At 32.4% G+C, this 7,277-nt stretch carries 7 protein-coding genes; 4 read left to right on the top strand and 3 right to left on the bottom strand.

Annotated elements, in window-relative coordinates:
- Positions 1-200: 200 nt before the first annotated feature.
- On the bottom strand, positions 201-1,292 hold the full coding sequence (locus tag Q0505_RS13365) for a hypothetical protein (RefSeq protein ID WP_299213675.1): 1,092 nt from the start codon (positions 1,290-1,292) through the stop codon (positions 201-203).
- A 363-nt stretch (positions 1,293-1,655) separates the two neighbouring features.
- Here Q0505_RS13365 and Q0505_RS13360 point away from each other — a divergent pair, with 363 nt between their 5' ends.
- The 4 genes from Q0505_RS13360 (at position 1,656) to Q0505_RS13345 (ending at position 4,875) form a co-directional block, all read left to right on the top strand.
- Positions 1,656-2,081 carry an ABA4-like family protein gene (locus tag Q0505_RS13360; RefSeq protein WP_299213673.1) on the top strand — a complete coding sequence of 142 codons (426 nt, stop codon included), beginning with the start codon at positions 1,656-1,658 and terminating at the stop codon, positions 2,079-2,081.
- A complete protein-coding gene (locus tag Q0505_RS13355) occupies positions 2,078-2,878 on the top strand; it encodes a hypothetical protein (protein ID WP_299213671.1) in 801 nt (266 codons plus the stop codon). The genes Q0505_RS13360 and Q0505_RS13355 overlap by 4 nt, the downstream gene beginning before the upstream one ends.
- A 171-nt stretch (positions 2,879-3,049) precedes the next feature.
- A complete protein-coding gene (locus tag Q0505_RS13350; RefSeq protein ID WP_299213669.1) occupies positions 3,050-4,114 on the top strand; it encodes a histidine kinase in 1,065 nt (354 codons plus the stop codon).
- A 2-nt stretch (positions 4,115-4,116) separates the two neighbouring features.
- Positions 4,117-4,875, top strand: coding sequence for a LytTR family DNA-binding domain-containing protein (locus tag Q0505_RS13345; protein WP_299213667.1), 759 nt, complete (start codon positions 4,117-4,119; stop codon positions 4,873-4,875).
- A 106-nt stretch (positions 4,876-4,981) separates the two neighbouring features.
- Here the strand turns inward: Q0505_RS13345 and Q0505_RS13340 are convergent, their stop codons facing one another.
- Positions 4,982-5,635 (bottom strand): response regulator, encoded by a 654-nt coding sequence (locus tag Q0505_RS13340; RefSeq protein WP_299213665.1) that lies wholly within the window; start codon positions 5,633-5,635, stop codon positions 4,982-4,984.
- Positions 5,636-5,654: 19 nt separating this feature from the next.
- Entirely contained in the window at positions 5,655-7,148 is a 1,494-nt protein-coding gene (locus Q0505_RS13335; protein ID WP_299213663.1) for a tetratricopeptide repeat-containing sensor histidine kinase, read from the bottom strand.
- Positions 7,149-7,277 lie beyond the last annotated feature (129 nt).

Genomic DNA, 7,277 nt, shown 5'->3' with positions numbered 1-7,277 from the left:
GTGTTTAGTCATCTCAAAATAAGTTACAAGAACTTCAGGGAGTAATAAATGGGCTACAGCAAATAAAGCGTCTGAGGGCATAAAATTTTTTAAAGCAAAGTTGTCTCAAATTTAGATACCCCACAACTTTTTGTGTTGTGCCAACAACTCTTCTTTATATGCTTTAGCGAAAGCGTATAAAATCCATTTTAACCCATAATTTATTGACTACAATCTCCATTCATAATATCATTTATCGTCGGATTATAGCTATTATCAATGACACTAAAATCTCCAATGACTCCATTTGTCGTATTTGATAGTGTCTGCAATCCACATAAGTCATTTAAAGAGCTATTAGACCAAATATTAAAATTTTCGCCTACAAACATAAGATTTGCTAAAGCATCTAGATCTGTAATCATCATATTTTCAATGATTGTAAATCTTTGACCGACCATTTGTAAATGAGTTAAACCATCAATGTTTTGTAACGAAGGATTAAACTGGAGGAAAAGTCCTTCGTTAATCTGAGTAATATTAGTCAATCCATCAATATTAGTAAGCACATTATTATCCTGAATGACTAGCGATTTATTTATAGTAGTCAAACCACTAAGTCCATTAAGGTGCTCTAAAGCATTATTCCCTCCAATAAATAGTAAGCCATTAACGTTACTAATAGTACTCAAACCATCTATATCTGTTAAAGAATTATTATCTTCAATGATTATCAATTCTTCAATCGTTTGTATGTTAGTAAGACTATTCAGGTTTTCTAATAAATCATTACGACTTATATTTATACTACTGGTATTTTCTAGGTTGCTAAATCCATTAATATTTGACAATGAAATATTATCCAATATCCCCAACCCACCAATAATAGAGGAAAGTCCGCTTAGGTTATCTACATTTAGTAATGTAGCATTTGAGTTAATGGATAGATTTCCTCCTATAGTTTTTACCTGATCTAAGCCCGAAAGATTTTCTAGCAACGGATTGTATATAATTGTCACATTACCCCCAATAGTTGTTAAGGTATTTAAAGGGATTAAACTATTAATGTTGGTTGTAGGAGAAGAAGCCGTTTCATCAAAAATTCCAATGTACAAAATGCCTGTTATTTCAGTGTAATTTTGTGTGCCAAATTGAATCACTTCTTGCTGACTTGAAAGAATAACATCTCCTTCAAAAATAGTATTTAATTGAGGGGCTTCTATTATAGTATCCTCAGTGTCATTACTACAACTAATAAAAAGAGCAATATATAATGACATGATAACTGTTACTAGTGTGTTTTTGTATTTCATTTTTTAAAATTGTGTTGTCTTAATAAGACGTAAGGAATAGAAAAGGTTGCGTTGCTATCTCCAAAGTGATATTGAAACAAACCATTCTTATAGTGGGGAAAATTCAAAATAAATCAGTTGAAAAATATAGAAATAGCTTATTTATTCGTTCCTGATATATGTTGATCTCTTGTCTATTGGCAAACAAAAAAGCAGACACAATAGGTCTTTATAAGTCTCATACCTTTTCTTCTACTTCCAAAGTAGTGGTTGATCATAATCACAAACAATTCAAAAAGCCTTAACGACAATTCAACATTAAGTCATTTTAGGTTTGATACAATAGTTACATCTTTGAACTATCAATTAATTAAAACGAACCTTATGACGCCAACAGAAGTTTTTTCGATTGCAGGGATGATTACTATGCCCATGTGGATTTTGATGATTTTATTACCCAAATGGAAAGTCACCCGATTCTTCATAGACTACAAAGTGATCCCATTAGCCTTATCAGCTGTATATGCTGTGTATATTTTTAAAGCGATACACATAGGTGGTGCTATGGATTTTGGGAGTCTAGATGCTGTTATGGCATTATTTACAGAACAAAATGCGGTCTTAGCGGGTTGGGTACATTATCTCGCGTTTGATCTTGTGGTTGGGATGTGGATGCTGGATCAGAATAAAAAACTACACATTCATCAAGTGCTTATGGCGCCATGCCTTTTTGGAACATTTATGTTTGGACCTATCGGGTTTCTTCTATTTATGATTATAAGAGCTATCAAATTAAAAAAGCAATCATGAATACAATCAAAAACGTAATCAACACTGTAAGAATATCAAGTCCTATCCTGTATGGAATTGTGATCATCCATCTATTAATGGCAGTAGGTTGTGTGATTGGATTGATGGTTGATGATAGAACATTACTAGGTATTAATGTTTGGATCAAACCATTAAAGTTTACTATTTCTGGAGCGATCTACATTTTTACTTTTGGATATCTTATTACCTTATATCCTTTTTCCACAAGGAAGAAAAACATCATTAACAATATTAATTCGTTTGCATTATTATTTGAAATTAGCATCATTTTGTATCAAGCTGCGCGAGGCGTACAATCACATTACAATATGTCTTCTGCTTTTGATGCTTTGCTATTTATGGCGATGGGCATATTAATAGGAATCAACGTTGTGATCATGGTATTCTTCATTTTTGAAACCATACGATTAAAATTAAGAACCCCTAGACCTATACAATGGGCAATCCTTATGGGATGGATCATTATGGTTGTAGGAAGCTGGATCGGCGGGCAAATGATAAGTCAAGTGGCACACAATGTGGGTGTGGCTGATGGAGGTGCTGGATTACCATTACTAAACTGGAGTACGATCGCTGGAGACCTTAGAGTTGCTCACTTTTTTGGATTGCATAGCATCCAAATAATACCGTTATTCGCAGTATGGGTATCTAAAAAATGGAATATTCCAACTAGAAATCAAGTGATTGTTGTGGTTATTTTTGGGATACTATTTGCTTCTTTCATTGGCTTTACTTTTTATCAAGCCAAACAAGGAATGCCACTTATTAAATTATAATCACACGTAGTAGAGACTACGAAGTAAACTAAAAATTAGAAACAATAGATATCAGTTTTTTTACGCTTTCGGCAAAGCCGAAGTTTATACTGAGTTTATCGAAGTACGAAAGCGTATACAGAAAAACTATAACCAAACACCATCTATTTGATCCTTACTAAAAAAAGAAAAATGTTATTTAACAAAGAGAAACGTATCAAGTATTTAGGGTTTAACGACTTCTGGTTTACCATTATTGGGATTATCATTTTAAGTTTTGTGACAGATTATCTTTTTAATAATTCATTTTCACGTTATCCGTTTGGTGAGGCTATTATTTATTGGAGTATTTCTTTATCATTTACAATCATTAATTGGTTCTTTATGCGAAGTGTACTTATCTACTTGCGAAAAAAGTATATTGCATTTCAAGATACTGTAAAACGCATCATTATTGCTTTTCTTTTTATTATCACTTCGGTACCTTTTATTGACTACACGGGAAGTTCTATTGTTAGTTTATTTTTCAATAATTTCTATTATAACATCTTAGATAGATTCAACGTACTTCTTCCTATCATTATCATTAGTGTGATGGTACAGGCTATTTATGAAGCTATGTATTATCACGCGATGCTCAAAAAAATAATAAGGGAAGAAGAGCAGGCAAAACAGATGATGGTACAAATGCAATTAGATGCTTTAAGAAATCAGGCGCAACCACATTTTTTCTTTAATACGCTTAATACACTACGTGATATTATCGATCAAAACTCCAAAGAAGACGCTAAGGAATTTGTTGATAAACTTTCTAATGTATACCGTTTTATATTAGAGTCTGGAAACTCAAATTTGATTTCGCTCAGAGACGAACTTAAATTTGCTCGTGCGTATATTCATATTCAATCAGAACGTTTTGGAGATAATCTAAAAGTGCAATGGAATCTTCCTGAAACGTCTTTAGATAGTATGATTGTTCCTATGAGTATGCAGCTATTACTAGAAAATGCGATTAAACACAATGTGGTTTCAAGATCTAAACCACTTCTTATAGATGTATTCATTAAAGATCATCACGTGTGCGTTGAAAATAAGATTCAGTCAAAATCGACACAGTTACCTTCTACCAAATTAGGGTTAAAAAATATTGAAAAGCGCTATGCTTTGATCTCTAATCAACCTATTGAAATAAAAAATAATGGGCATGTATTTACAGTCGCGCTACCATTATTAAAACTATCAGATCAAAATAACTAATTATGCAAGTACTGATCATTGAAGACGAGCCAAGAGCGGCAAGTCAATTACAAAATATGCTCAAAGCCTGTGACTTTGAGTATCAATTATTAGATATTATAGATACTGTAGAAGATGCTGTGATTTGGTTTCAGAAAAACACAACTCCCGATCTCGTGTTTATGGACATCCAACTGGCAGATGGACTTAGTTTTGAAATCTTTCAAAATATAGAGGTAGCAGCGCCTATCATTTTTACAACGGCTTTTGACCAGTATGCGATTCAAGCTTTTAAAGTAAATAGCATCGATTATTTATTAAAACCTATACAGCGGGAAGACCTTACGAAAGCTTTAGACAAATTTGGCAAATCAAACCAAACGCTTACACCAACTATTGATCCTGCTATTTTAAAACAGTTTCTTACAACTATTCAAACCGTTGAGTCACGAACAGGTATTCTCGTAAAAGAAGGAAACGGATTTGTGCAAATTAAGGTTACAGAACTATTGTATGTGTATTCTCAAGAGAGTATCACTTTTGGCATCACTGCTAGCAAACGCTATATTATAGATGAAACGATAGATCAATTATTTAACTCTTTAGATCAAAACACTTTTTTTAGAATTAACCGCGGACAAGTTGTATCTAAAAATGCGATTCAGAAAATAGAATCTTATTTTAATCATCGTGTAAAGCTTTCTGTAGCAAATCCTCGCGATCAGGAGTTTATTGTGAGTAGACCTAAAACAAGTGATTTTAAAGAATGGATGAATAGATAATGTGCTTCAAACATTACAACAAAGATCTAATCTTAAGTTTTTGATGGCAATTATTTTCAGGAAGAGTTCGCTTTCGCGAAAGCGTGTAAAAGCTTAAAATAAATCATTATATAATGCCTCTATCTTTTGCTAGAGAAATAAGTTGCACTGGGTTTTTTGCATCCAAAAGCACTTTTAATCTGCCTATACTTTTTTCAACACGACTAAGACTACATGGTGGAATAAGTGTTTCTGAAATTTGTTTTTGAGAAAGCCCTCTAGAAAGAAAATTTAAGATTTTAATATCGTTTTTATCTATTTCATCAATATCTTCTACACTTCTGAGAAGTTGTTTGATTCTTGGAGTGCAATATGGCTTTTCGTCATATACCGCTTTCAAGGCTCTTTTGATGTGCAAAGACTCGTCTCTGCCTTTTGCCACAAAAGCATGAATTCCATATTCTTCAAACAATCTTTTAATTCTCCCTATTCCTTTTTCTACAGAAAAAACAATAATTTTCAAGTTGGGAATTGATTGTTTTGCTTTGATAATAAGATCTTCACCAATGGTAATTGTACGATCTCTATGATCTTCATCAAACTGTAAATCTGTGATAAGCAACTCAAATGGCTCGTTTTCTTGTATGGATGCTTTTATTTTTATGAGGGCATCATCACAATACTTCGTTTTTTGGACAGTAGCAATAAACTCCTTTAAAATACTTTCTACTCCTCGGTGAGTAGTGTCTTGGTCTTCGGCAATTAATACTTTTTTGAACATAAGAAGGGGGTATTTAACTTTAAAAAATGAAGGTGGCTTTGAAACCATTCCCTTTTGATGAGTTAAAAGTAATACTCCCTCCGATGTTTTTTATACGGGTTTCCGCATTTTGGAGTCCGCGAAGATGAACATTTTCTATTTCAGTCCCTATTCCGTTGTCCGTGTAGTTTATAAAATGCTTTTTCCCTTCTGATTTAAAAATCACTGTTACCTTTGTCGCCTTGCTATGCTTTTTCATATTCACAAGTAACTCTTGAAGGCTCCTGTAAACATTTATTTTTTTATGATCTGATACCGTATCCCAATTAATTCCCGAAGTAACATTGGTAATCACTTTGACGCCTTCTCTATTATGTTGCGTGATTAAAAACTTAAGACTACTCGCAAAATCTTTATTATCAAAACCATCTATCTCTGCAGAGATATCACGAGTACGATCATATAATTCGTCCAACTTATTGACTAAATGCGTTTTTACGGGAATAGGAATTTCCTTGTGGTTATCTACATAATTCAACGTATCTGACATATCATTTGCCAACTCGTCGTGTACTTTTTTAGATAGCCTTCTTTCTGTTTGATAGGTTTCTCGTATAACTTCTTTTGATTTTTCTCTTTTGTGTTTTATTTTCAAAAGAAAGAATAAAAACATAGCAGATATTAAAAGAAGCAGTCCTATTCCTATAAATATTAAGTATTGAATCTTTTTTTCTTCTTCAATTTGTAATGTCTTCCGACGCTCTTTTTCTATATCATATTTTGCATGAGAATACTTAACGTCCTGTTCTAATTTTCTTTCTGTCAACTCATTCTCAATCTCAATATATTCTACAAACCATGGATTCTCTTCAAGTTTTAATAAATTTAATAAAGCCTGTTTCCTAAACGTGGGACTATTAATTTTTTTAGACAAATCAAGAGCCTTGTATGCATAAATTTGCACTGAATCCTTATCTTCTTTTTCGTTATAAAATTCAATTAAACTATTATAACTAGAAAATATGCCTTCAAGATCATTCTCTGAAGCTCTAATATCCAGTGCTTTGAATATATTTTTAATTCCCTCAGAGTTATTTAACTTAAATTGTACATAGCCAAGATTGTCTAGAACTCTGGCATTTTGAGTAGCTTTTGGGTTTCTAAAAGAAAGTCTATATGCTGTAGATAACTCAGATAATGCTAGATTAAAGTTTCCTTCATCTTTATATACTACAGCTTTGTTATTATAAGCTGCAATAGAATCACCTAGATTTTGACATAATCTTAGTACATTATCATAGGATTCGATCGCTTTTTCATAATCATTAAGTTCTCTATGAGCTTTCCCTAAACTATTATATAAACCAACAATAACTTTTGATGTCCATTCATCAGTTTTTGATTCATCAGTCAATTTTAAAGCAATTATGGCGCTCTTTTTACTTTCATGATATGCTCCTAAACTAAACTCCGCTATAGAAAGCATACTTAAACTATGAATCAAACTTGCTGTGTCCTTTTTTATTAGACTCAATTCTCTAACCTTTCCAAAATATGAATATCCATTTGTTAGATCTCCTTCTTTTTTTGGTGATAAGATTGAGGTTTTCCAATATGAAGTGCTATCAATAGTTTGCGAAAAAAGGTTTCCACTTTCAACACA

Source organism: uncultured Dokdonia sp. (genome assembly GCF_937910895.1).
In the GTDB taxonomy this organism is placed as follows: Bacteria; Bacteroidota; Bacteroidia; order Flavobacteriales; family Flavobacteriaceae; genus Dokdonia.
Note: the sequence above shows the minus strand (reverse complement) of the source record. Positions and strands in the feature narration are given on the sequence as shown.

Coding starts and splice junctions, on each gene's coding strand:
- Q0505_RS13340 (WP_299213665.1), bottom strand. CDS start 5,635: ATGTTCAAAAAAGTATTAATTGCCGAAGACCAAGACACTACTCACCGA.
- Q0505_RS13345 (WP_299213667.1), top strand. CDS start 4,117: ATGCAAGTACTGATCATTGAAGACGAGCCAAGAGCGGCAAGTCAATTA.
- Q0505_RS13360 (WP_299213673.1), top strand. CDS start 1,656: ATGACGCCAACAGAAGTTTTTTCGATTGCAGGGATGATTACTATGCCC.
- Q0505_RS13365 (WP_299213675.1), bottom strand. CDS start 1,292: ATGAAATACAAAAACACACTAGTAACAGTTATCATGTCATTATATATT.
- Q0505_RS13355 (WP_299213671.1), top strand. CDS start 2,078: ATGAATACAATCAAAAACGTAATCAACACTGTAAGAATATCAAGTCCT.
- Q0505_RS13350 (WP_299213669.1), top strand. CDS start 3,050: ATGTTATTTAACAAAGAGAAACGTATCAAGTATTTAGGGTTTAACGAC.